At 67.3% G+C, this 22,104-nt stretch carries 22 protein-coding genes; 11 read left to right on the top strand and 11 right to left on the bottom strand.

The window, feature by feature from the left end; all coding sequences use genetic code 11:
* Positions 1-3 precede the first annotated feature (3 nt).
* The gene (locus ACZK29_RS04950; protein WP_478446742.1) at positions 4-1,191 is read right to left on the bottom strand and encodes an efflux RND transporter periplasmic adaptor subunit; all 1,188 of its coding nucleotides are present in this window, start codon (positions 1,189-1,191) and stop codon (positions 4-6) included.
* A gap of 156 nt (positions 1,192-1,347) precedes the next feature.
* On the opposite strand from ACZK29_RS04950, the gene ACZK29_RS04945 reads away from it, so the two are divergent.
* Positions 1,348-2,031, top strand: coding sequence for a response regulator transcription factor (locus tag ACZK29_RS04945; RefSeq protein WP_049430138.1), 684 nt, complete (start codon positions 1,348-1,350; stop codon positions 2,029-2,031).
* The gene (locus ACZK29_RS04940) at positions 2,018-3,394 is read left to right on the top strand and encodes a sensor histidine kinase (protein WP_111202570.1); all 1,377 of its coding nucleotides are present in this window, start codon (positions 2,018-2,020) and stop codon (positions 3,392-3,394) included. The genes ACZK29_RS04945 and ACZK29_RS04940 overlap by 14 nt, the downstream gene beginning before the upstream one ends.
* Positions 3,395-3,491: 97 nt before the next feature.
* Here the strand turns inward: ACZK29_RS04940 and ACZK29_RS04935 are convergent, their stop codons facing one another.
* On the bottom strand, positions 3,492-5,009 hold the full coding sequence (locus ACZK29_RS04935; protein ID WP_478446741.1) for an MFS transporter: 1,518 nt from the start codon (positions 5,007-5,009) through the stop codon (positions 3,492-3,494).
* A 106-nt stretch (positions 5,010-5,115) separates the two neighbouring features.
* Between ACZK29_RS04935 and ACZK29_RS04930 the strand changes: the two genes are divergently transcribed.
* On the top strand, positions 5,116-6,033 hold the full coding sequence (locus ACZK29_RS04930) for a LysR family transcriptional regulator (RefSeq protein ID WP_478446740.1): 918 nt from the start codon (positions 5,116-5,118) through the stop codon (positions 6,031-6,033).
* Here ACZK29_RS04930 and ACZK29_RS04925 read toward each other — a convergent pair.
* Positions 6,023-6,886, bottom strand: coding sequence for a DMT family transporter (locus ACZK29_RS04925; protein ID WP_478446739.1), 864 nt, complete (start codon positions 6,884-6,886; stop codon positions 6,023-6,025). The two genes, ACZK29_RS04930 and ACZK29_RS04925, sit on opposite strands and share 11 nt — an antisense overlap.
* A gap of 132 nt (positions 6,887-7,018) precedes the next feature.
* On the opposite strand from ACZK29_RS04925, the gene ACZK29_RS04920 reads away from it, so the two are divergent.
* A complete protein-coding gene (locus ACZK29_RS04920) occupies positions 7,019-8,398 on the top strand; it encodes an aminotransferase-like domain-containing protein (RefSeq protein WP_478446738.1) in 1,380 nt (459 codons plus the stop codon).
* On the opposite strand, the gene ACZK29_RS04915 is transcribed toward ACZK29_RS04920, so the two are convergent.
* Entirely contained in the window at positions 8,337-9,281 is a 945-nt protein-coding gene (locus ACZK29_RS04915; RefSeq protein ID WP_478446737.1) for a LysR substrate-binding domain-containing protein, read from the bottom strand. The two genes, ACZK29_RS04920 and ACZK29_RS04915, sit on opposite strands and share 62 nt — an antisense overlap.
* Before the next feature lie 115 nt (positions 9,282-9,396).
* On the opposite strand from ACZK29_RS04915, the gene ACZK29_RS04910 reads away from it, so the two are divergent.
* Positions 9,397-10,095 (top strand): glutathione S-transferase family protein, encoded by a 699-nt coding sequence (locus tag ACZK29_RS04910; protein WP_478446736.1) that lies wholly within the window; start codon positions 9,397-9,399, stop codon positions 10,093-10,095.
* 3 nt (positions 10,096-10,098) lie between these two features.
* On the opposite strand, the gene ACZK29_RS04905 is transcribed toward ACZK29_RS04910, so the two are convergent.
* Positions 10,099-10,590 (bottom strand): hypothetical protein, encoded by a 492-nt coding sequence (locus ACZK29_RS04905; RefSeq protein WP_146267975.1) that lies wholly within the window; start codon positions 10,588-10,590, stop codon positions 10,099-10,101.
* 115 nt (positions 10,591-10,705) lie between these two features.
* On the opposite strand from ACZK29_RS04905, the gene ACZK29_RS04900 reads away from it, so the two are divergent.
* Positions 10,706-11,380: a class I SAM-dependent methyltransferase gene (locus tag ACZK29_RS04900; RefSeq protein ID WP_459047966.1), complete on the top strand. Its 675-nt coding sequence runs from the start codon at positions 10,706-10,708 to the stop codon at positions 11,378-11,380.
* Between the two features lie 3 nt (positions 11,381-11,383).
* Here the strand turns inward: ACZK29_RS04900 and smqnr are convergent, their stop codons facing one another.
* Complete coding sequence (smqnr, locus tag ACZK29_RS04895) at positions 11,384-12,031, bottom strand: SmQnr family pentapeptide repeat protein (RefSeq protein WP_478446735.1); 648 nt, start codon at positions 12,029-12,031, stop codon at positions 11,384-11,386.
* Between the two features lie 159 nt (positions 12,032-12,190).
* On the opposite strand from smqnr, the gene ACZK29_RS04890 reads away from it, so the two are divergent.
* On the top strand, positions 12,191-12,967 hold the full coding sequence (locus ACZK29_RS04890) for a DeoR/GlpR family DNA-binding transcription regulator (protein ID WP_478446734.1): 777 nt from the start codon (positions 12,191-12,193) through the stop codon (positions 12,965-12,967).
* A gap of 11 nt (positions 12,968-12,978) precedes the next feature.
* On the top strand, positions 12,979-14,112 hold the full coding sequence (locus ACZK29_RS04885) for an MFS transporter (RefSeq protein WP_478446733.1): 1,134 nt from the start codon (positions 12,979-12,981) through the stop codon (positions 14,110-14,112).
* A gap of 9 nt (positions 14,113-14,121) precedes the next feature.
* Here ACZK29_RS04885 and ACZK29_RS04880 read toward each other — a convergent pair whose 3' ends face one another.
* From ACZK29_RS04880 to ACZK29_RS04860, 5 genes are all read right to left on the bottom strand, one after another.
* Positions 14,122-15,627, bottom strand: coding sequence for a PepSY domain-containing protein (locus ACZK29_RS04880; protein ID WP_478446732.1), 1,506 nt, complete (start codon positions 15,625-15,627; stop codon positions 14,122-14,124).
* An 11-nt stretch (positions 15,628-15,638) separates the two neighbouring features.
* On the bottom strand, positions 15,639-17,777 hold the full coding sequence (locus tag ACZK29_RS04875; RefSeq protein WP_478446731.1) for a TonB-dependent receptor: 2,139 nt from the start codon (positions 17,775-17,777) through the stop codon (positions 15,639-15,641).
* A gap of 128 nt (positions 17,778-17,905) precedes the next feature.
* Entirely contained in the window at positions 17,906-18,292 is a 387-nt protein-coding gene (locus ACZK29_RS04870; protein ID WP_164146730.1) for a DUF2946 family protein, read from the bottom strand.
* 211 nt (positions 18,293-18,503) lie between these two features.
* Positions 18,504-18,758 (bottom strand): hypothetical protein, encoded by a 255-nt coding sequence (locus tag ACZK29_RS04865; protein WP_164146729.1) that lies wholly within the window; start codon positions 18,756-18,758, stop codon positions 18,504-18,506.
* An 11-nt stretch (positions 18,759-18,769) separates the two neighbouring features.
* Complete coding sequence (locus ACZK29_RS04860) at positions 18,770-18,994, bottom strand: hypothetical protein (RefSeq protein ID WP_005408344.1); 225 nt, start codon at positions 18,992-18,994, stop codon at positions 18,770-18,772.
* On the opposite strand from ACZK29_RS04860, the gene ACZK29_RS04855 reads away from it, so the two are divergent.
* The 3 genes from ACZK29_RS04855 (at position 18,993) to ACZK29_RS04845 (ending at position 22,094) form a co-directional block, all read left to right on the top strand.
* Complete coding sequence (locus ACZK29_RS04855) at positions 18,993-19,370, top strand: hypothetical protein (protein ID WP_164146728.1); 378 nt, start codon at positions 18,993-18,995, stop codon at positions 19,368-19,370. The genes ACZK29_RS04860 and ACZK29_RS04855 overlap by 2 nt on opposite strands.
* A gap of 111 nt (positions 19,371-19,481) precedes the next feature.
* Complete coding sequence (locus ACZK29_RS04850) at positions 19,482-21,818, top strand: VapE domain-containing protein (RefSeq protein ID WP_478446730.1); 2,337 nt, start codon at positions 19,482-19,484, stop codon at positions 21,816-21,818.
* Entirely contained in the window at positions 21,819-22,094 is a 276-nt protein-coding gene (locus tag ACZK29_RS04845; protein ID WP_164146726.1) for a DUF7696 family protein, read from the top strand.
* Positions 22,095-22,104 lie beyond the last annotated feature (10 nt).

Raw genomic sequence — 22,104 nt, 5'->3', positions numbered from 1 at the left:
GGCTCAGTCCTTCCCGGCGGCTGCCGGCGTGACTGCCGCCGCGGGCTTCACCTGCACCGCCATGCCATCGGAGAGCCCCTGTGCGCCGGCCACGACCACCCGTTCACCTGCAGCAATGCCATCCAGCACCAGCCACTGGTCGCCAATCGCCCGCGCGGTGCGGAACAGGCGCAGCTTCGCCTTGCCCCCCTCATCCACCACCCACACCTGCGCCTCGCCCTTCGGGCTGCGGTCCACCGCAGACTGCGGCACCAGCAGGGCCTGCTGCTGCGTGCCCTGCCCCACCTGCGCCCGCACATACATTCCCGGCAGCAGCTGCCCGGCGGGATTGGGAAAACGTGCACGCAGGGTGATGCTGCCGGTTTCCTGCTGCACGTCGATATCGGCAAATTCCAGGGTGCCGGGCAACGGATACGCGCTGCCATCGGACAGGCGCAGCCGCACCGCAGCGGTGGTGGCCTGCACGCCTCCATCGGCGATCGCGCGGCGCAGGGCCAAGTACTCGTTGCTGGACTGGGTGATGTCCACGTTCATCGGGTCGACCTGCTGGATCCGCGCCAGCGGGTTGGCCTGGCCGGAGGTAACCAGCGCACCCGGTGTGAACAGCGCGCGGCCGATGCGACCGGCGATCGGCGCGGTCACCGTGGCGAAACCAAGCCGCGTGCGCGCGGTATCCAGGCTCGCCTGTGCCGCCTGTACCGCGGCTGCGGCCTGCTGCCCGCTGGCGATGGCGTCATCCACGTCCTGGCGCGCGGCCAGCTGCTCGCCGCCCAGCGCCTGCATCCGCTGCGCGCGCAGGCGTGCGGTCACTGCCGCTGCTTCGGCGGTCTTCAGGTTGGCTTGCGCCTGGTTCACTGCCGCCTGGTACAGGGCCGGCTCGATCTGGAACAAGGGCTGCCCGGCATGCACGGATTCGCCCTCTTCGAACAGGCGTTTCACCAGCACGCCATCCACCTGCGGGCGCACATCCGACTCCTGCGATGCGATGGTCCGCCCAGGCAGCTCCTGTTCCATCGCCAACGGCTTCTCCTGCAGGGTCAGCACTTCCACCTCATGAAGCCTGCCGGCCGGCTTCGGCGCATCCTTGCCGCAGGCCGACAACAGGCTGAGCAGAACGAGTGCAAGCAGCGCCGGCCGGCGCATCCTCAGTGGCCGGACGTAGCGTGGCAACGGGGTGTGCAGGAGGTTCATCGGTGGCCGGGATTCCGTGCGCCGGGGGGAGACGCTCGGCGCCGAATATAGAAGACCCGTGCGCGGATTCCGGCGAATCGCGCATGAAACATTTTTCATTTGCAGTCACCGCGCGCGGTTGCGAGGATGGCAGCCATCCAACCTGCACAATGGCCCATGCCGCGCGTACTCACCATCGAGGACGACCTTGTCACTGCGGAGGAAATCGCAACCGAACTGCGCAGCCATGGCTTCGAGGTCGACGTTGCCGTTGACGGCACTGCCGGCCTGGCATTGGCGCGGGCCGGCGACTACGCGGTGATCACCCTGGACCGCATGCTGCCCGGCATCGATGGCCTGGCGCTGGTCACTGCCCTGCGGCGCGAAGGTATCGTCACGCCCGTACTGATGATCAGCGCGCTGTCGGACGTGGACGAGCGCGTGCGTGGCCTGCGTGCAGGCGGTGACGATTACCTGACCAAGCCGTTCGCCTCGGATGAGATGGCCGCCCGCGTGGAGGTATTGATCCGTCGCCAGAGCCAGGCCGGCCCTGCCGACAATGTCCTGCGCGCCGGCGACCTCGAACTGGATCTGATGACCCGTTCGGCCCGGCGTGGCGGGCAGGAGATCAGCCTGCTGCCGACGGAGTTCAAGCTGCTCGAGTTCCTGGTCCGCAATGCCGGCCAGGTGGTCACCCGCAGCATGTTGTTCCAGGAAGTCTGGGGCTATCACTTCGATCCCGGCACCAACCTGATCGACGTCCACATCGGCCGTGTCCGCAGACGCATCGAGCAGCCCGGCCGCCCGCAACCCATCACCACCGTACGTGGAACCGGCTATGTCTTCGATGCGCAACCCTGACCAGTGGCGCTCGTCCAGCAGCCGCCTGCTCGGGTTGTACTGCATCCTGTTCGTGGCGTGGTCGAGCCTGCTGCTGGGCGTGATGTACTGGCGCATCTCGGATTACCTTAGTGACCTGACCGAATCGGGCCTGCAGCAGCGCGCGCACCTGTTCATGAGCTTCGACGGTCCGGCACTGGACGAAGCGTTGCGCGACAGCCAGCGTTTCGACCTGCACCAGGTGTACACCTACGGGTTGTTCGACAAGACCGGCATGCCGATGGCGGGCCCGCTGACAGCGATCCCCGAGGGACTGCCGCTGGATGGCAGCTCGCATCCGGTCGAGGGTTGGACGCTGGCCGATGGGCCGCACGAGGACGGTGGCAGCGCGCTCGGCGTGGTGACCCGGGATGGCAGGACGCTGGTGTTCGTGCGCCAGAACGGCAAGCTCATGGCGGTCAACAGCATCATCCTCGATGCATTGCTGTGGGGTGTGTCGCTGACCGTCATTCCCGGCCTGGTGGGCTGGCATCTGCTCCGCCGGCGGCCGTTGAAACGGATCCAGCAGATCGAAGCCGCCACCAGCCGCATCGTGGCCGGCGACCTCGGCCAGCGCCTGCCGGTCTCCAGCCGCCGCGACGAGATCGACCGGCTGTCGAGCATCGTCAACGCCATGCTGGAGCGCATCGAGCAGTTGATGACCGAGGTCAAGGGCGTGTGCGACAGCATTGCCCACGACCTGCGCACGCCCCTGACCCGCCTGCGAGCCCACCTGTACCGCATGCGCGTGGGCCTGGACGAACAGAACCCGCATGCCGATCCTCTGGACAAGGCGCTGGCCGAGACCGACATGCTGATGGCGCGCTTCGCCGCGCTGCTTCGGGTGTCGGAGCTGGAGAGCCACCAGCGACGTTCGGCCTTCGACGCGGTCGACGTCACCGAGCTGCTGCAGGAACTGCACCAGTTCTACCTGCCACTGGCCGAAGAGAAGCAGCAGTTGCTGGAGCTGCAGGTGGACCCGAAGGTCGGCCCGCTGCGTGGCGACCGTGAGCTGCTGTTCGAAGCGCTGGCCAACCTGCTGTCCAATGCCCTGCAGTTCACGCCGGCGCAGGGCCACATCCTGCTGCGCGCGGTGGACGACCAAGGTGTTCCCAGGATCGATGTGATCGACAACGGGCCGGGCATCCCACCGCAGGACCGCACGCTGATCTACCAGCGCTTCTTCCGTGGCAGCAGCAGCGCCGGCCAGGGACCTGGATTCGGCCTGGGCCTGTCGATCGTGGCCGCCATTGCCGGCCTGCACGGCTTCCGTGTCCGCGCCGGCAGCGCCCCCGGCGGCGGCGCCTGGATGAGCATCCGCGGCGCGACGGATGGCCTGCCCTGAGCAACGGCCTTCGAGCCAATGCGCAGCCCCCGCAGGAAAGGAAAACCAGCTGGCAACCGACACCCCCCCTGCTGCCCGCGCGGGGTGACCGGCGCCTTCAGCCCTCGGTTCTGATCACAGCCAACCTGGGCCGCCGCAGCAGCAGGTGCAACAGCACAGCGCATGCGGCGGTCAGCAGCGCCAGGACCCGCAGCAGTATCGCCAGCGCCTCGGCACTGGCCTGCTGCAGCTGTGCGCCGCTCATCGCCGGAAGCAGTGCCTGCGCCTGTGCCTGCGCCCCCGTGGCCAGATAGGCACCGGCGCGCGCCAACGATGCGGGCGATGCTCCCTGCAGCTGGTGGCCGATCAGCAGCGCAAGCAAGGCAGTGACTGCGGCCAATGCGATGCCTTCACCGGCCACCCGCACGGTTCCGAAGATGCCGGCGGCCATGCCCGCACGCTGTACCGGCACCACACTGACCGACAGCCCATCCATCAGGCCCCATGGCAAGGCCGTTCCTGCACCGACCAGCATCAGCAACGGCACCCACTGCGAGGGCGACGGATGCGATGCATGGCGCGACAACAGGTACAGGCCAGAGGCACAGACCAGCAGGCCCAGCGTGCACAGCCGCGCACTTCCAACGCGCTCCGCCCATTGCACGGTCAGCATCGGCAGCACGAGCATCGGCGCAGACAAGGCCAGCATCTGCAGCCCGACCAATGTCGTGCTCTGTGCATGCACGCCCAGCAACTGCAGCGGCAGTACCACCAGCAGCACCACGTAGCCGAGGCAGGTTGCGACCGGCAGCAGCTGGACACCGAGGAACGCCGGTTGCGAGAACAGCGAGAGGTCCAGCAACGGTGAGCGGTGCAGCCGTTCGATGCAGACGAATACCCCGCCCAGCAAAGGCGTCGCCAGCAGCGCCAGTTGCACGCGCATGGCATGCAGGCCGAATTCACCCAGCCACAACAGGGCCAGGGTCAACGCCGCCAGCATCAGGCTGAAGCCCAGCATGCCGCCGACATCCAGCCGGCCGCGTTCGCCATGGCTTTCGGACAACGCGCGCGCGCCCACGGCGAACGCCGCCAGCGTCAGTACACCGCCCGCGGCGAACACACTGCGCCATCCCAGTGCCTGCAGCAGCAGGCCCGCCAGCAACGGCCCAAGCGCCAGCCCCGCACCGAACGTCGTGCCCAGCAGGGCGAAGACGCGGCCACGCGCCGGCCCCTGCCAGTCCTGCGCCAGCGCCGCAGTGCCCGAGGCCAGCGCTGCGGCGGCGGCAACGCCCTGCAGGCCGCGCGCCAGATCCAGCCACAGCAGCGTCGGGGCCAGGCATACAGCAGTCGTAGCGACGGTGAAACCGACCGTGCCCAGCAGGAACATCCGCCGACGGCCGTAGCGGTCGGCCAGGCCACCGGCAGCAAGCAGCAGGCTGCCGAAGGTGAGCATGAACGCGTTGGTCACCCACGCCAGCGCGGTCGGCGACGACGCCGCGGAACGGGCCAGCGCCGGCACCGCGACCGCACCGGCCGAAAAGGACAACGGCAGCGCCAGCGCGGCCAGGCAGACGGCAAGCAGCGTCCAGTGCTGCTGCGTGCGGACGGGTACAGGGCGTATCGAAACCGGGGCCATGCGGGCCTCCATCCATCAGGGGCATTGATGATGGACAGGCCGCTATTCCCGAAAAACAGGCTCGATGGACGTTGATTGCGGCTTACTGTTCCGCAATCATGACTGCATGGACTCCATCTCCGCCCTGCTTGCCTTCGTTCGTACCGCCGAGGCTGGCAGCATCGTCGGCGCCGCCCGCGTGCTCGGCCTCTCCGCGTCGGCGGTCGGCAAGCGCATCGCCCGCCTTGAACAGGAACTCGGCACCCGCCTGTTCCAGCGCACCACCCGCCGCGTGCACCTCACCGACGAAGGCGAACTGCTGCTGCAGCGCTGCCGGCGTGCACTGGACGAGCTTTCCGAAGCACAGGCGGACCTGGCACAGCGCCAGCACGCACCCAGTGGACTGCTGCGTATCGGCCTGCCCACCATCGGCTACCGCTTCCTGTTGCCGGTACTGCCCGGGTTCCAGCAGCGCTACCCGCAGGTGCAGCTGGAACTGGACTTCAACGACCGCATCGTTGACGTGGTCAGCGAAGGTCTGGACGCGGTGATACGCAGCGGTGAACTGGCCGATTCCAGCCTCACCGCAAGGCGGCTGGGCGGCTTCCGTTTCATCCTCTGTGCGGCGCCTGGCTATCTGCAGGCGCACGGCACTCCCGGCGACGTGAGCGATCTGCGCATGCATGCGGCTCTGCGCTTCCGCTACCCGACTACCGGGAAGCTGCATCCCTGGCAGCTGCCGGGGGTGGAAGGCGATGCGGGCGCACGCCTTACGACGGCGATGACCTGCAACAACATGGAAGCCGTGCTGGCCGCCGCCATCGGTTGCATGGGCCTGGCCTGGATGCCTGACTTCCTTGCCGCCGACGCATTAGCCGACGGCCACCTGCAACAGGTGCTGCCCGCGCTGCCCACGCACAAGGGGCAGTTCTCGCTGCTATGGCCCGGTGGACGCCATCCCAGTGCGCGCCTGCGGGTGTTCATCGATTATGCTGTCGCACACCTTTTCCGCGACGCTCCGTCCCCGTTTGTGTTCAGCGGCTGAAACGGCGCGCGCCGGCGACGCAGATCACCGCGACCACGGTCACCAGCACCATGCTGAGGCTGACCGCTTCATGCAGCAACAGCGCAGCCAGCGCCAGGCCGAAGAACGGTTGCAGCAGCTGCAGCTGGCCGACCGCGGCGATACCGCCCTGGGCCAGCCCGCGATACCAGAACAGGAACCCGAGCAGCATGCTGAACACCGCCACGTAGCCCAGCGCCCACCACGCGGATGCCCCCACCTCAACGAACGAGGGCGGGCGCATCAGCACCGTCAGCGGCAGCATCACCGGCAGTGCCAGCAGCAGCGCCCAGCTGATCACCTGCCAGCCGCCGAGATGGCGGGCGAGCCGACCGCCTTCCGCGTAGCCCAGTCCACACACCACGATCGCCGCCAGCATCAGCAGGTCGGCCTGCAGCGAGGCCTCAATGCCGTTGCGCGCGGCATAGCCGACCACGCAGGCACTGCCCAGCAGCGAGAACAGCCAGAACGCCGGGCGCGGCCGATCGCCACCGCGCAGTACGCCGAACACCGCAGTGCTCAGCGGCGACAGGCCGAGGAACACGATGGTGTGCGCTGATGAGGCGTGGCGCAGGGCAAGCGCGGTCAGCAGCGGGAAGCCGACCACCACGCCAAGGCTGACCACCGCCAGCCCGGGCAGGTCGCTGCGTCGCGGAAAGGGTTGGCGCAACAGCAGCAACAGGCCGAGGCCGAGTATGGCGGCGATGGTGGCGCGCGCGGCGGTGACGAACCCGGCGTCCAGCTGCAGCACGGCCAGGCGGGTGGCCGGCAACGAGCCGGCAAAGATCACCACACCGATGAAGCCATTGATCCAACCACTCGCCGACCGTTCCACGTCTGTACTCCCGGGGTGCCGGGCGGTGCCCGGCGGGATCTCCATGGAAGCACCTGCGGCCCGCGCTCCCCAGCTACAATCCAGTACAGTTTCAAATAACTGTACCGCCCACACTTACAGCACACTTTCGCCATGACGCGCCCGCTTACCCGCATCGAATCGGTCATCCAGGCCGTCCGCACCCGCATCGGCACGCGGGTGGATGGCGCCGGTTCGCGGCTGCCCTCGGTACGCGCGCAGGCGGCGGCGATGGGCGTGTCGGTCTCCACCGTGGTCGAGGCCTACGAGCGCCTTGCCGCTGAAGGGCTGATCAGCGCGCGTGCCGGTTCCGGCTTCTATGTCAGTGGACCGGCCGCACCGCTTGCCCTGGCCGAGATGGAACCACGCCTGGACCGCGCGGTGGACCCGCTGTGGGTGTCGCGGCAATCGCTGGAAACACCAGCCGGGCACCTCAAGCCGGGCTGCGGCTGGATGCCCAGCGACTGGCTGTACCACGACGGCATGCGCCGAGGCCTGCGTCGGCTGGCGCGCGGCGATGCTCCCCACCTGGTCGACTACGCCGGCCCGCTCGGCCTTCCGCCGTTGCGCCATCTGCTGCAGCGACGTGCAGCTGCGCTGGGCATCGACGCACCGATGGAGCAGATCCTGCTGACCGAATCCGGTACGCATGCGGTCGACCTGATCTGCCGTTTCCTGCTCAAGCCCGGCGACTGCGTGCTGGTCGACGACCCGAGCTACTTCAATTACCACGCCCTGCTTAAGGCGCACCAGGTGCAGGCGGTGGGTGTGCCCTACACGCACACCGGCCCGGATCTTGAAGCATTCGCGCAGGCGTTGCAGGCACATTCGCCGCGGCTGTACATCACCAATTCCGGCCTGCACAACCCGACCGGCGCGGTGCTCTCGGCCAGCACCGCGCACCGCCTGCTGGGGCTGGCCGAACGCAGCGAACTGATCATCATCGAAGACGACATCTTCGCCGACTTCGAACTGCAGCCGGCACCGCGCCTTGCTGCGCTGGATGGGCTGTCGCGGGTGATCCACGTCGGCAGTTTCTCCAAGACCCTGTCGGCCGCCTCGCGCTGTGGCTACATCGCTGCACGCCACGACTGGATCGAAGCACTGACCGACCTGAAACTGGCCACCAGCTTCGGCGGCGGCCATCTGGCGATGCAGTTGATGCACATCGCGCTGACCGACAGTGGCTATCGCCGCCACATGCAATCGGTGCGCTCGCGCCTGGCCGATGCGCGCCGGCACACACTGCGGAAACTGCACACGCTGGGCATCATCCCGTGGCTGCAACCGGAAGCCGGCCTGTTCCTCTGGTGCCAGCTACCCGATGGCCGCGACGCCGCAGCGCTGGCACGGCAATGCCTGCGCGAAGGCATCGTGCTGGCCCCGGGCAACGCCTTCAGCCAATCGCAGCGCGCGGCCGACTATGTGCGCTTCAACGTCTCGCAGTGCCAGGACCCACGGATCTGGCAGGTGCTGACACGGGCGCTGCAGTAAGCGCGTAATGCGCCACCAGCGCGTCCACCACCACCCGCACGCCCGGCAGCTGCCCACGACGATGCGGCAGCAGCACAGTGGTCGTGACCTCACCGGCATGCCACGCCGGCAGCACCTGCTGCAGGCGACCAGCAGCGATGGCCGGCGCACACAGGCTGCAGGGCAGCACGGTAATCCCAAGTCCTGCTTCAGCCGCCGCGATCAGCAGCTGCGATTCGTTGCCGACCATCGCCACCTGCGGCTCCACCAGCACAGTGCGGGCGCCAGCATCATGCAGCGTCCAGCGTGTTGCGTGGCGTGCGGTCAGCAGGCCGGAGTGCATGCGCAGTTGCTCGGGGGTATCCAATGCCGGCGCCGAGGCCAGATAGGCAGGCGACGCTACCAGCACGATGCGCTCGCTGCCCAGCGAGCGTTGCACCAAGCCGGAATCAGGCAGCGGACCGAAGTGGCTGCGGACGGCGATGTCGATGCCCTCCTGTGCCAGGTCGATGAAGCGATCGCTGGCCTCCACTTCGATGCGCAGGCGCGGATAGCGCCGTGCCAGCGCAGGCAGGCAGGCGGCAAGCGGGCCCTGCACCACCGGAATCGACGCGCTGATGCGCACGGTGCCGCTGGGCTCTGCCTGGCGGCCACGGACGATGGTTTCGGCCGCTTCCACTTCCGACAGCGCCGCGCGGGCACGTTCAAAGAATTCCTGGCCGATCTCGGTCAAGGCAAAACGGCGCGAACTGCGCTGCAGCAGGCGAACCTGCAGCTGATCCTCAAGCAGTGCCACGCGCTTGCTCAGGGTGGAGCGCGGCAGGCCCAGATGACGGCCGCCGGCGGCGAAGCCTCCCTGCTCCACCGCGGTCACGAACAGGGCCAGGTCGTTGAGGTTGAGCATGCGCAACGTCCACAAATGTGGACTTCAGGATGCCATTCGGCTGGCTTCTGCCGCAATGTCCATGCAGGCACGCTCTCCCTACCCGCCGCTCTGCGGCTTCAACCGGAAACCTGCCATGACCCCGATCCTCTTCTACGGCGTACCTTCAGGCTGCTCGTTCGGCTCCATCGTTGCCCTCGAATGGCTACGCCAGCCTTACCAGCTGTGCCGCATCGACATGCCCGGCCAGGTGCAGAGCGAAGACTATCGCCGCCTCAATCCGCTGGGAGAAACGCCCCCCCTGCTCACCGCCGACGGTGAGCTGATCAGCGAGAGCCTGGCCATCCTCAACCACCTGGCCGCGCGCGGCATCGCCCAGGGCTGGGGCTTAGCACAGGGCACGCCCGGCTTCGACCGCCTCAACCAGCGGCTGGCCTACCTCAATACCAGCTTCTTCGGTGCCTATGCCCCGCTCTGGCACGCGCTGGAACACGCCGAAGGTGCCGACGGAGAGGCGCTGCGCCGCTACGGCACCGACAAGGTACGCCACGTGCATCAGTCGCTTGAGCAGATGATCGGCAACGGTCCGTGGCTGCTGGGCGAGCAGCGCAGCTTCGCCGATGCCTACTTCGCCGGCATCGCCCGATGGAATGACTACCACCAGGTCGTCGATCGCCGCGCGTTCCCGAAGCTGCAGCAGCTGTTCGAACGCCTGCAGGACGATGCGGGCGTGCAGTTCGCGCATGCCATCGAAGCACAGCGGGCGGTCGCCAGCAGCGGTGGCTTCCTCGGCGAAGTGCGGCTGGAGGATGTGCTGGAAGCGGCTGCTGCGTAAGGACTAGCCCACCTGCGTGGTATCCGTGCCACGCAGGTAGGTTTCTGCAGGAATATCCAGCAACTGCGGACCGGACAGCGTTGCGCCGCGCAGATCAACCTCGGCGAACAATGCAGTGTTGACTGCGTCCATGGTGGAACTGCGCTGGGCCACCGCCTTGAACTGCGCGCGCGGCCCTTCGTGGTAGACCTGCAGCGCGCGGCGAACGGCCGGTGCGAATAGAGGTTCGCAGTCGAATGCAAACGTGTGCTCCTGCGCATCAGCATCACGCGCGGTGAAGGTCCCGGGGAGCGCCACGCCCTCCATGTGCCCGACCAGGGCCAGGCCGAACGCCTCGGGCAACCAGACCAGCAGCCGGCGCATCGACCCGTACTCCACGCCCGCCTCGAGCATTGCCTGCTCGGCCTGCTCCAGCGATATGCCGTCCTGGCCAAGCAACGACAGCGCCAGCTCAAAGGCCTCGGCCGACGGCATCGGTGGTGGGCAGTGATCCATTTGCAGTGACCTTCAGCTCCAGGCAGGCGCGCACCTTAGGCAAAGCAGCACCAGCATGCAATGCCACTTGCACGCCGCGCTACAGTGGTATGTCCCCCGCAGCAGGAATCCGCGCATGTCTTCGTTCTCCGATCCGCAGGCGGTGGCCCGCTACGCCGAAGGTCCACTGCGCCACGTGCCGGGCTTTGTCGCCCTGCAGCAGATGAGCCGCCTGCTGCTGGCCGAACGGGTTCCCGCACACGGCCGCGTACTGGTGCTGGGTGCCGGCGGCGGGCTGGAACTGAAGGCCTTTGCCGAAGCACAACCGGGCTGGCAGCTGCTGGGGGTAGATCCGGCCGCGCCGATGCTCGCCCTGGCCGAGCAGACACTGGGCCCGCTGATGTCGCGCGTTGAGCTGCTGGAAGGCTACATCGACGACGCTCCGGACGTGCGCTTCGACGGTGCCAGCTGCCTGTTGACCCTGCACTTCCTTGATACCACGCAGCGCCTGCACACACTGCGCGAGCTGCACAGGCGCCTGCATCCGGGTGCGCCACTGGTGGTGGCCCACCACAGCGTGCCGCAGGACGCGGCCGGCAAGCTGCGCTGGCTGCAACGCTATGCCGCGTTTGCCGAAGCCTCCGGCGTTGCCCGCGCCGACACACAACGCGCGATCGAGGCGATTGCCGAACGGCTGCCACTGCTGGCCCCCGAGCAGGAGGTCGCACTGCTGCAGGAGGCAGGTTTCGACGGCGTGGAGCTGTTCTACGCAGGCTTCAGCTTCAAGGGCTGGGTCGCCTGCGCCGGGTGATGCCTACGGCACCACCGTGATGCCGATGCGCTGCATCAACAGCGCCACCTGCTGCACATCCAGCGTGGCGCCGCGCAGATTGGTGCTGCGCAGGTCCAGCTCGCCCAGCTCGGAGTTGGTCAGGTCGCAGTCGGTGAAGTTGGCGCTGTTCCAGTCGATGCCTTCGAACTGGCCACCGGACAGGTCCGAGCCAGCGAAGCTGGCGCCACTCACGTTCGAACCGTCCCAGCGGTTCTCCCACAGTTCGCACTTTTCCAGCGTCACCCGCGAAAAATTGGCGTAGCGCAGGTTCGACTTCTTGATGAAGGCACTGCAGAACCAGCTGCGCGTGGTGATCTGGTTCATGAAGCTGGCGTTGCTGAAATCAGCGCCCTGCGCGCGGCACTCGCTGATCTCCAGGCCCAGCGCCTTGATGAAGCTGAAGTGGCACATGCTGATGTCGCAGCTGCGGAAGCTGGCCTCCTTCAGCGTGGCGCCATTGAAGCGGCAGCCCGCGCGGGTGTCGGCGTCATAGAAGCTGCAGTTGATGAACTCGGTACCGGTCAGGTCGGCGCCGGAAAAATCGCATTCGTGGAACTGCTGGTCGACCACTTTCTGGCCGGTGTACTGGTCCGCGCCGATGCGCAGCCTGCGGTGAACGGTGGGGGACATCGGGGATTCCATGCCATGGGCCCCGCCATGATGCCGGGCTTCGCAGGCGATCCAAAGGCCCGCGGCCCCAGATCGCCGGCAGGCCCGTCGCCGCCTTGCACCCCCACACGCAGAATGCACGTTGTTGCACGTTAATGCACGAACGTGCAGACTTGCGACATGAGCTCCGATCCCAGCCCCCTCCCCGCCCAGCGCACCCGGCAGATCCTCGAGGAACTGCGCCAGCAGGGCCGCGTGGTGGCCGCCGAACTGGCGCGCCGCTATGCCGTTTCCGAAGATTCGATCCGCCGCGACCTGCGCGAACTCGCCGCCCAGGGCCTGTGCCAGCGCGTCTACGGCGGCGCCGTATTGCCGCCACCGAAGGAACGCCCACTGCGCGAGCGCCTGACCCGCGACCGCGGCGACAAGGCCGAACTGGCCGCCCGCGTCTGCGCCCTGCTGCAGCCCGGCCAGGTGGTGCTGCTTGATGCGGGCTCGACCAACCTGGCCATTGCCCAGCAGCTGCCCGCCGCCCTCGGGCTGACGGTGATCACCAATGCCCCGCAGATCGCCACCGCCGCCAGCCTGCATGAAGGCACCTCCGTGCAGCTGATCGGCGGCCGCCTGGCCAGCGGCGGTGGCGCGGTCGGCGCCGAGGCATTGGCCCAGGTCCAGCGCCTGCGTGCCGACGTGTACCTGCCCGGCCCGTGCGCGGTGGACGGCGACACCGGCGTGTGGGCGATGGATGCCGAGGAAGCCACGCTCAAACGCGCGATGGTGGCCTGCAGCAGCCGCATCATCGTCGCCGCCACCAGGGAGAAGCTCGGTGCCCGCGGCCACTGGCAGATCGCCAGCCTGGACGAGATCGACGATCTGGTGCTCACCATATCGGCACCGCCCGCGCTGGCCGCGCGTTTCCACGCCGCCGGCATCGCGGTACACCCCACTCCGCCCTGAGTGCATCCCCAATGTCCCTCGCCAACCGCGCGCGTGCAGAACAGCACGCGACCCGCGCTGCATTCTTCATTCCCGGCTTCGCCACCGCGCTGTGGGCCACGCTGGTGCCGTTCGCCAAGGCACGCACAGACATCAACGACGCCACATTGGGCCTGGTGCTGCTCTGCCTCGGAGCGGGTTCGCTGCTGGCAATGCCCTTGTCCGGCGTGCTGGCCGCGCGCCTGGGCTGCCGCCGGGTGATGGTGGCCAGCAGCCTGCTGATCTGCCTGACCGTTCCCGGCCTGGCATTGGCCAGCTCGGCGTGGGCGCTGGGCCTGGTGTTGTTCGTGTTTGGTGCCGCCGTGGGTGCGATGGACTGCACGATGAACGTACAGGCGGTGATCGTCGAGCGCGAGGCGCGTCGCGTGATGATGTCCGGCTTCCACGCCTTCTTCAGCATCGGCGGCTTCCTCGGCGCGGCCACCATGACCGTGCTGATGTCCGCACGGCTGCCACCGCTGGCATCGGTACTGATCGGCGTTGCCGCCATGCTGCTGGTGATGCTGCTGTCGGCGTCGTACTGGCACAGCGAGCGCATGCCCCATGACACCCCGATGCTGGCCATGCCGCATGGCATCGTGCTGTTCATTGGCGTACTGGCCTTCGTCGCCTTCCTGGGTGAAGGCGCGATGCTGGACTGGAGCGCGGTGTTCCTCACCGATGTACGTCGCGTCGATGCCAGCCTGGCAGGCATCGGCTATGTGACCTTCACCCTGACCATGACCGTCGCCCGTCTGTTCGGCGATGCACTGGTCTCACGCATGGGACGCCAGCGCGCGATCGTGTTGGGTGCTCTGCTCGCTGCCAGCGGCGTGCTGGTGCTGACCCTGATCACGCCGTGGCAGATGTCGTTGGCCGGATACGTGCTGGTCGGCCTCGGCTGCGCCAACATCGCGCCGGCGCTGTTCTCGCTCGCCGGCCATCAGAACCGCATGCCCGGCGCACTGGCGATTACCGCCGTTTCCACGCTGGGTTTTGCCGGCATCCTCGCCGGCCCGGCACTGATCGGTTTCGCCGCCAACCACTTCGGCCTGATCGCTGCGTTCATCGGCGTGGCCATGGCCTTGCTGCTGGTGGCGGTGTCCACCCGTTGGCTGCGGATGTAGTTTGCGGCATCAGCGCCGCCTTGGCCGCAACTTCATCCGTAACCGGCGGTAGCCAATCACCACGGCCGTCGCGCACAACGCCGTACCCGCAACGCTCAACAGCAGCAGAACAGCCAACCGGGTGCTGTCAAAGCGCAGCATCGCCGGCAGGTCCCAGCTGTGCAGGAAGTAGAACAGCCAGCGCCCGACACGCTCGCGATGTCCCATCGTCAGCAGCGGATCGCCGGTGGCCAGGTCGAGATAGACACGCGTCGCCTCGGCATCACCGAAGTCCGCCACCGCCACCGGGAAGCGGCGTACGGCTGCACCATTCATGGCTTCCGGTGCACGCGGGTAGAAGTACGCATCTGCTGCATGCTGGACCGCGAACGCCTGCATCGGCGCATCGGACATGGCGCGCGCCCTCTGCTGGAGCCAGTCCACAGGCAGTTGCCGCAAGACCTGCAGCTCTCCATCTTCACTGGACACGATGCGGGTATCGCTCCGTCCGTCCAGCAACACTGCGAACAGCTCGCCACCGATGCGCCGCCACTGGATCTCCACCGGCCTGAAGTGCCGGGCACCCGCCGCCGCCAGCAGTGCTGCAGGTTCACCCAGTATTCCATCCACGGCTGCCGCGCCGCCGTGATAGCGCTCGCTGTCGATCGACTCGCGCGTGCTGCTGAAGACGCCCAATGGATTCATCGACATCAGGCCGCTGAAGATCCAGGTGAACACGAATGCCGCTGCCACCAACCCGATCAGGTGGTGCCAGCGCATCCACGGCTCGACATACGGCGTCTTCGCGCCAGTGCGGTAGTGCCCACGGAAGCGCCAGCGCCACACACCCACCACGATGCCGCTGATTGCCGCCACCGTGCACAACGCTGAGAGCACGATCACCACCCACGTCCACACCGGATCGACCGACTGCATGCGAAGGAAGTACAGCCAGTGCAGCCACGCACCCACGTAGTTCCAGCGCTGCTGCACGCGCGGCGCGTCCAGCACCACTTCGCCGGTGTGCGAGGACACATACACATCCCCCGGCTGCGCGCCCCCCACCTCGACTCGGTACAGTGGCCGATGCGCATCCAGCGCGCGCGAATGGGTCCAGCCGTCCTCATCCACGCGCATCGCCCCAACGAAGGCCTGCCCACCGGCGAACTGCGCGGCCGACGCTTCGGCGCGCTGGGCGGAAACCGGCAGCAGCGCCTGGCCGGTCCGTACCGACCACGCCCCGACGTTGCTGCCGGCGCGCACTACATACGCCGCTTCACCGCCCACCGTGGTCAGGGCCACGGCTTCCGGTTCGGCCTGTACAGCATCTGGCAGCGCCGACAGTCCTCGCCAATCCCCTGCGTCACCCAGCACCGGCAACGCTGCCAGCCGCTCGCCGGGCGTCAACTTCGGGTAGCCGATGAACAGCATCACCATGCCGCTGACGAACCACAGCAGCATCAACAGGCATCCGCCGATGCCCAGCCAGCGGTGCACCAGATAGGTCCAGCGCTTGGCAGTGGATCGCAACGACATGGCCAGTGCCCTCAGAACCGATGGTCGACGGTGAACTCGACGCGCCGATCCGGTCCCAGCAGCCATTGAGTACTGGTGTAGTACGCCGTGGCGTAGTACGCCTTGTCGAACACATTGAACAGGCGCGCCGACAACCGCGTGCGCGCTGCCGCCTGCCAGGTCAGCGCCAGGTCGGTGGTGCTGTAGCCGGGCAGTTCCAGGGTGTTGGCATTGTCGGCGTAGCGCTTGCCGACGTAACGCACGCCTGAGGCCGCGCTCCAGTCGGGCAGGAACTGCCAGCTCACCCACACATTGGCCAGGCGCTCAGCCACGTTCGGCGGCACATTGCCATCGCGCGAGACCAGCACCGGCGGCGAACCGGTGGTTTCCAGGAAGTCATCGAACTTTGCCTTCAGCACTGTGGCATTGGCATCGAGCGCCCACCGCGGCGCGAAGCTCCAGTTCAACGATGCCTCGATGCCGCGCGAGGTCTGCGCGCCCACCTGTACCCGGCGATCCGGCACCAGCGGGTCGCGGCTGAGCAGACCGGTCTTGCGGATGCGATACGCCGCCAGCGTCCACTCGCCACCGTCGAACGCCTGCTTCAGGCCCACCTCGACCTGCCGTCCCTTGGCCAGGTCGAAGGCACCGTTGGCCGGGCTGATCATCAGCAGGCCGCTGACCGGGTCCGCCGCCTGTGAGTACTGCGCGTAGAGGCTCAGCGTCGGCTGCAGCGCGAAAACGGTGCCTGCGCGCCAGCCGGTGCTGCTGTAGGTCTTCGAGAATGCTCTCTGGCCGCTGATCAGATCGGTGCGGTCGATGCGCGCGCGGTCATGGCGCAGCCCCCCCAGCACCGACCAACGCTCGCTCAACGTCAGGTGGTCTTCCACGAACAGCGCGTACTGCTCGGCACCATTGCGATAGCGCGGCAGGTTCGGCGCATCGCTGGCGAACTGCCCCGGCACCGGATGGAATGGATCGACCGGGCCGGAGCTGCCGGCGTAGGTGTTGTTGGTGTGCTTGAAGTGCGCACGGTTGGCGTCCAGGCCCACGGCAAAATTGTTCTGCAGGCCACCCACACTGCCCCGCACGCGCAGCGTCGAGGTCAGCCCGGTCTGGTCCTGGTTGTGGGTGATCTGGGTATTGCCCGAACGGTCGATCAACCCGGTTCGTGGGTTGTAGACATAGGCCTCGGCATTGCGCCAGTCGCGCTGGCTGTCGATCTGGTAGACGCGCGTGCGCCATTCCACGTTAGCGTTCGGTGTCCACAGCGCATCGAGTTGCGTCCAGCGGTCGCGATAGCGGATGTCGCTGTCTTCCACGTTGTAGTTGCGGTGGCGCAGTGCGTCCAACTGTCGGCCATCCACCAGGGGCGTACCGAAGTAGCGCATCGGCTTCTGGTGGCCCTGCGCATGGGTCAGGGTCAGCTTCAGGTCCGTACGCGGCTGCCACAGCAGTGCGCCGGAGAAGGTGGCATCACTGCTGCGCCCGCGATCAACCCAGCCACCGCTGTAGTTGCCGCTCGCGTCCACGCGGTAGGCCAGCTCGGGCGTCAGCGCGCCACCACTGCCGAAGCCCAGGCGTGCGGTGTCCTCGCTGCCCACGGTCACGCTGATCTCGTTCTCGATGGCACCGCGCGTCGGCTTCTTCGGCACGATGTTGATGACCCCGCCGATGGCACCATCGCCATGGATGACCGAGGCCGGACCGCGCAGCACTTCGATGCGCTCGATGGACCAGGTATCGAACGGGAACGTGATGCCCACGCCGCCGTACTGGCGCAGCCCGTCGTACAGGCGCATCACTGAAGCGCCATCGGTGAAGCCACGGCTGGACAGCGCACTCAGGCCGTTGCCCGGGTGCGGCATCGCACTGATCGCACCGGCGCGGCTGATCGCATCGTTGAGGTTGGTGTCGCCGCGCTGTTCCAGCTGCTCGCGCGAAATCACCGTCAGGCTGGCCGGCGTCTGCAGCACGCTCAGGCCCAACGCAGAGCCTGCGCTGGCGGTGGATGACAGCTCGCCGCTACGGGTATCGACCACGCGCACGGTATCCAGCGTGGTCGGTGGTGCCGCATCGGCGGCAAGTACGGAAGCGGTGTGCAGGAGCAACGCACACGTCAAAGGCAGCGTCGCCCGGCGCAGGCGCGCGGAGTTGGGGTTCGTTTTCATTTGTTCACGGCATTCAAGGCCACCCCGCAACGCGCGGCAGCTGAAGGAGTTCGGGAAGCGCGCACGCAGTAGTGCCAGGCCATGCCTGGCAGCTCAGGAAAATCAATCCAAAGGCGTGCGCGCAGGGCTCAGACGGCCATCAGGGCCGGTGGCCCGCGCGCTCCCAATGTGCCGCTGACCCGCTGCGGCAACGCCTGCACTACACCCCGCAACGCATGGCATATCGATACCATCGGTGCCAGCAGCAGCAATGCCGCCACCAGCAGGGTGATCAGCCGCGCGGCGATCAGACAGTAGTCGCAGTCCACGCCCATCTCATGCTCGGCATGTGGATCGGCGGGCGGCTTCTTCGCGACCTCGCCCTGCTGCATCGCCATCGCGTGGTGGTCGTGATGGCCTTCCATCGCATGCTGCGCATGCTGGGAATGCTCCATCGCCGCCATCGGCACAGCCACTGCACCGTGACCATGCGCCAGCCAGCGGCTCACCAGCGGGGCAAGCAGCACCAGCAGCATGGCTAGCCATGCCAGGGCCTGGAACCGGCGGTGGAGGACAGAACGACGCACCCGGCCATTCTACGGGCCTGCGACCAACCTTGGACCACGTTCAGGGTTGCCCTGCCGCCGGTGCGACGTTATGACGCAGCCTCCAGCGCAGGGGATCGTCCACTGCCCGAGGGGGACGGAAGGCAGCCTGGCCGGCCCCTTCCGTCCCCGCACCGGATGACTAGAACCGCACCGGCTGCTGCACCGCGCGCTCCAGGAACATGACACCCGCCTGCAGGCTGTTGCGGGCGTTCTCCAACCAGCGCTCCGGATCGGCTACCGCGAATCGCTCCTGTGCATCCACATCACCCGAGTCGGCCAGATCAGCCAGCTGCAGATGGATGTGGTTCTCCACCAGGCTCACCAGCACGGCGAGCTCGGCCGATAAACCGGCGATGCGTTCGGTGAAGCCAGCGTCGTTGCTGTTCAGAGACATGTCCCCTGTTCCTATGCGTTGCGGTGTTGATGGATGGCTTCGAAACGCTCGGCACAGGCAGGCCCACAGAACAGCCTTGCCGGATCGTTGTCGAAGTCTTCGCTGCAGTCCGGGTTGTGGCATTCCCCCATGGGAGTGAGAGGGGCAACGTTGCTGGCCCGCGTTGCGTGCTGGGCCAGGGCGCGTTGCAGGTGGCGCGCTTCCATTTCCTGCGCTTCGTCGATGGTGTCCGTCATGCGGGTTGTATTTTATCGAGGGGTGGTCGCACCGATTGAGAACGTCGCAACGACCGTCAACGACGCGGATTCCGCGGCGGATCGGCGTTCGTGGTTGCAGTGGATTTCAAACATGCAGGCTCCTTGTGCACGGGCGCCCGAAGGCGCGGTGGAGAGAAACGAAGGGCCGTCGCTGACGGCGATCGCATCATCCGAAAACCGGTTCTCGCCAACTGCGACGCGTCGGCGCGACCACGGCGATCTGCGAACGCCATCGCAGATCCAACGCGTACTGGATGGCCTGAGCGCGCCCGGGGATGCAAGGTACTGGAAGGTGTTGCAAATGAAGCCACATTCCGACACCATGACCGTGCCACCACCTCCCATCACATCCTGACCGCACTGCATCGGTCGGCCGCTGCGTGACCTGCGCACGCCAGAAACTGCACAGCACGTTGGCCGCCATCGGCCGCCGTGGACCGATCCACGTTCCCAGGGGCCCCGTCGAATGCACACACCGCATCCCACGCAGGACATCGTTCCCGCGTTCCTGCAGGCCATGCACGCGCACGGCATCGTGCCGGACGCGCGCGGCCGCGACGCGCTCAATGCCGATGGCACCCTGGTTCGCTTCCACGTGGAAGGCGACCGTCGTGGCACGCGCAACGGGTGGGCCGTGTTGTTTGGAGACCATGTGCCGGCCGGCGAGTTCGGCAGCTGGCGGACCGGCACCCGCCATGCCTGGTGCGCGAAATCGCCGACCGCGTTGAGTGCGGCCGAGCAGCGCGCCATCCGGCAACGCCAGGAAGCGGCCCGCAGCGAGCGCGAACGGCATCAGCGCGAGCGCGAGGACGCTGCCGCCAAGGCCGCCAACGTGCTGTGGAACCGTGCCATTCCCGCCGACGTCCAGCACCCCTATCTGGTACGCAAGGGCATCCACGCACATGGCCTGCGCGTGGCGCCGTGGCCGGTGCGCAACAGCGATGGCCTGGTCTTCCGCCATATCGACAATGTCCTGCTGGTGCCGGTGATGAACAGCGCGGGCCGTATCGTCTCGTTGCAGGCGATCTTTCCCCGCGTGGATCCAGCACTTGGCCGCGACAAGGACTTCCTTTCCGGTGGCCGCAAGCAGGGCTGCTTCCATGTCATCGGCAAGCCGGCCCCTGGCCAACCGATCGCCATTGCAGAGGGCTATGCCACCGCCGGATCCATCCACCAGGCCACGGGCTGGTGCGTGGTGGTGGCCTGGGATGCAGGCAACCTTGGCGCGGTCGCCCGGGCCTGGCGCGGCGCCATGCCGGACGCATCGTTCGTGCTGTGCGCCGACAACGATCAATGGACGCGGCAGCCGCTGGACAACCCGGGCGTCACCCTGGCCACGCAGGCTGCCGCGGACATCGATGCCCGCGTGGCCTGGCCCGAATTCACCGCGCTGCATGGCGACGATGACCGTCCTACCGACTTCAACGACCTGCATCTGCGTGAAGGGCTGGACGCCGTGCGTATCCAGCTGTTGCCTCCCGCACCGCCCGCAGCAGGCGACGACGTGGCGGGGGGCGATGCGCCGTCATCGGCAAGCGCGCGCTACCAGGTGCCTGGCAACCTGTCCGCATTCGATGCCTTCACCCCGTTTCCCGACACCAGCGCGCGCGGGCGGCCGTTGCCAACGGCCCGCAACCTGGCCGAGCTGTGCCGTCGTACCGGTGTGACCGTGCGCTACAACGTCATCCGCAAGGATCTGGAGATTCTGGTTCCTGGGCTGCACACGACCGTGGACAACGCCAAGGAAGTCGCGGCGGGCGAAGTGATGGATTGCATGCACCGCGCCGGCATGGCCACCGCCAGCTTCGAGACCAACCTGTGCCAGGTGGCCGAAGCCAATCCCTACAACCCGGTCGCAAGCTGGATCACCTCACGGCCGTGGGATGGCCAGACCCGCCTGCAGGCGTTCTTCGACACCGTGCAGGAAGCCCAGCCCACGCGCATGGCCGACGGCCGCGTGCTGAAGGAAGTCCTGATGCGGCGCTGGCTGATCTCCGGCGTGGCGGCCGCCTTTGAGCCCGATGGCGTGGTCGCGCGCGGCGTACTGACGTTCGTCTCGAAACAGAACCTGGGCAAGACGCGCTGGGCACGGCAACTGGCGCCGGCGGAGCTGCAGCTGATCGCTGACGGGGTGGTGCTCGATCCGGCCAACAAGGACAGCGTCAAGCAGGTCATCTCCAAGTGGATCGTCGAACTGGGCGAGGTCGATGCCACCTTCCGCCGTACCGATATCGCGGCGCTGAAATCATTCATCTCGCGCAGCCATGACGAGATCCGCCGCCCCTACGCGCGCACCGAATCCCGCTATGCACGTCGCACCATCCTGTTTGCCAGTGTCAACGACGAACGCTTCCTGCGCGATGCCACCGGCAACACCCGCTGGTGGACCGTGCACGCCGTAGCATTGGGCGAACCGGCGCGGATCGACATGCAGCAGGTCTGGGCAGAGGCCCATGCGTTGTACTGCAGCGGCGAGACCTGGCACCTGAGTGCCGAGGAACTGGATGCGCTGAATGCCACCAACAGCGAACACGAACCCATCTCGCCGATCGCCGAACTGATCGATCGTCATTTCGACTGGTCGCTGCCTGCCGAACACTGGAGCGCGCATTACCGCGCCACCGAGATCGTCATCGCGGTGGGCATCGACAAGCCCAACCGTCGCGAGGTGAACGAGGCCGCCGCGTACGTGGTCAAACGCCATGGCGTACGCACCCGCGTGGTGGGCAAGGAGCGGGCCAAGGTCTGGCTGATGCCAGAGCGCAGACGCACTCTCGCCGAGCATGCGGCAGGCCCGTTCTAGATGCCACGTATCCCTGATGGTCGCGACGTTGACAGCAGCAGCGACGACTGGCGCCTGCACTGCGAAGCACGTCGCCTGCTGCAACTGGACGGCTACCGGCGCATGGGCAACGACGGGCGCTGGACGGCGGTCAGTCCACGCCGGCATCGCCAGCAGTATCTCGAGGGTGTCCTGGCCGCACGCGGCGCGGTCGAGCGTGAGCGCCTGGCAGCAGCGGCATTACGGCTGTGGACCGCCAGCCCGCCCGGCCGACCACGTCACGACGGAAGTAGATGAAAGGTGTTGA

The organism is Stenotrophomonas sp. 89682_Sma (assembly GCF_056481405.1).
This window is presented reverse-complemented; position numbering and strand designations above follow the sequence as displayed.